Raw genomic sequence first — 1,773 nt, forward strand, 5'->3', positions numbered from 1 at the left:
ATTCTTGAACATTCTGTCGAGACTGTGGAGAGGTTATCCATTGGCTAACCCCGTTACTTAATGCGGTTTGGCCATCCAAGCTTGCGGCCATTTTCAACTGTACGAACGGCAAACCCGTTTTCATACGTTTGATGAAAGCAGGGTTCAGCGCATAGGCATCCGCTTCTAGCAGTCCAACATCAACCACAATGCCAGCGTCTCGAAGCATTGCAATGCCGCGACCCGCGACTTTTGGGTTAGGGTCTTGCATTGCACAGACCACACGCGCAACTTTCGCTTTAATGAGGCCTTCCGCGCACGGAGGAGTACGACCAAAATGAGAGCAAGGCTCTAGAGTCACATACGCTGTAGCGCCAACTGATGAATTACCCGCGGCTCTCATCGCATGTACTTCGGCATGCGGTTCGCCTGCTCGATGATGGTAGCCTTCACCAACAATGTCACCATTTCGAGCGATGACACACCCAACGTTTGGATTCGGAGCGGTTGTATAGATGCCTTTCTTCGCTAAAAAAATAGCGCGAGACATCATTTGGAAATCAAATTCAGAAAACGGGGACGTCATTAGGGCTCTAATCTTCTAGTCGGGCGATCTCTTCGCCAAATTCACGGATATCTTCAAAGCTGCGATAGACCGACGCAAATCGAATATAAGCGACTTTATCCAGCTCTTTGAGCTGCCCCATGACTAGATTACCAATCATTTCGCTTGGCACTTCACGTTCACCTGTCGCTCGAAGCTGAGACTTTATCATGCTGATAGCCAATTCAATTGAATCAGCACTGACAGGGCGTTTCTCTAATGCACGCTGAACACCACCGACCATCTTGTCTTCATTGAAAGGTTCGCGGTTGCCGTTGGTTTTTATCACCTTGGGCATCACCAACTCTGCTGTTTCAAAAGTCGTAAACCGCTCGCTGCAAGCTAAGCACTGGCGGCGGCGTCGAACCTGATGGCCATCAGCGACTAATCGAGAGTCAATAACTTTGGTGTCGTTCTCGGAACAGAAAGGACAATGCATATTACCTCCAAGTAATGAAACTCCAGTGTAACGGATTAACTCCGTTGAAGAAAAGCAAAAGGGGCAACACGGCCCCTTTAAAATGAAAGAATTCTGCGGCACTTCAAGCTAACTGCGCCTAATAAGTCGTGTGACGAATCAAAGCAAATCTACGGACGAGCCAAGTAGTCAGCTTTGCCTACCCATTTGTAGCTGGTCAACTCTTCGAGCCCCATTGGGCCTCGAGCATGCAGTTTCTGAGTTGAGACTGCGACTTCAGCGCCCAACCCGAATTGTGCACCGTCGGTAAATCGGGTTGAAGCATTCACATAAACCGCAGCAGAACCCACAGAGTTAATAAAAATCTCAGAATTCTTTAAGCTGTTCGTCATGATCGCATCAGAGTGGCTAGCGTTGTGAATACGCATATGAGTTACCGCCTCTTGCACATCTGCCACCACCTTTACGCCGAGGGTGTAGCTTAACCATTCAGTATCAAAATCACCGTCTTCAGCACTGCGTACATTGTGAGCGCCAACTAAAAGCGCTTGAGCTTCAGGTTCAGCCACGAATGCTACACGTTCCGTCATTCGTTCTGCGGCTTTTGACAAAAACTCTTTCGCAATGGCTTTATGCACCAATAACGTATCCAGAGAATTACACGCAGATGGACGTTGAACCTTAGAGTTTTCTACAACGTTCAATGATTTATCAAGATCTGCACTTTCATCAACGAATATATGGCTTATTCCAAAGCCACCGATGATCACTG

Annotated in this window: 2 protein-coding genes and 1 pseudogene; all 3 read right to left on the bottom strand. The window is 47.8% G+C overall.

Features of this window, described 5'->3' with window-relative positions:
* Positions 1 to 565, bottom strand: a 565-nt coding sequence (gene ribD / locus BCU12_RS11245; RefSeq protein ID WP_102404359.1) for a bifunctional diaminohydroxyphosphoribosylaminopyrimidine deaminase/5-amino-6-(5-phosphoribosylamino)uracil reductase RibD, incomplete at its 3' end; no start/stop codon positions are given.
* A 7-nt stretch (positions 566 to 572) separates the two neighbouring features.
* Positions 573 to 1,022: a transcriptional regulator NrdR gene (gene nrdR / locus BCU12_RS11250; protein ID WP_102404360.1), complete on the bottom strand. Its 450-nt coding sequence runs from the start codon at positions 1,020 to 1,022 to the stop codon at positions 573 to 575.
* Positions 1,023 to 1,171: 149 nt separating this feature from the next.
* Positions 1,172 to 1,773, bottom strand: a pseudogene (locus tag BCU12_RS11255) (gamma-glutamyl-phosphate reductase); the annotation flags it as partial.

The sequence above is a fragment of the Vibrio sp. 10N.261.55.A7 genome (assembly GCF_002877365.1).
Classification (GTDB): domain Bacteria; phylum Pseudomonadota; class Gammaproteobacteria; order Enterobacterales; family Vibrionaceae; genus Vibrio.

What these genes read in the sequence shown, in the direction of transcription:
- nrdR (WP_102404360.1), bottom strand. Translation starts at nt 1,022, where the DNA reads ATGCATTGTCCTTTCTGTTCCGAGAACGACACCAAAGTTATTGACTCT.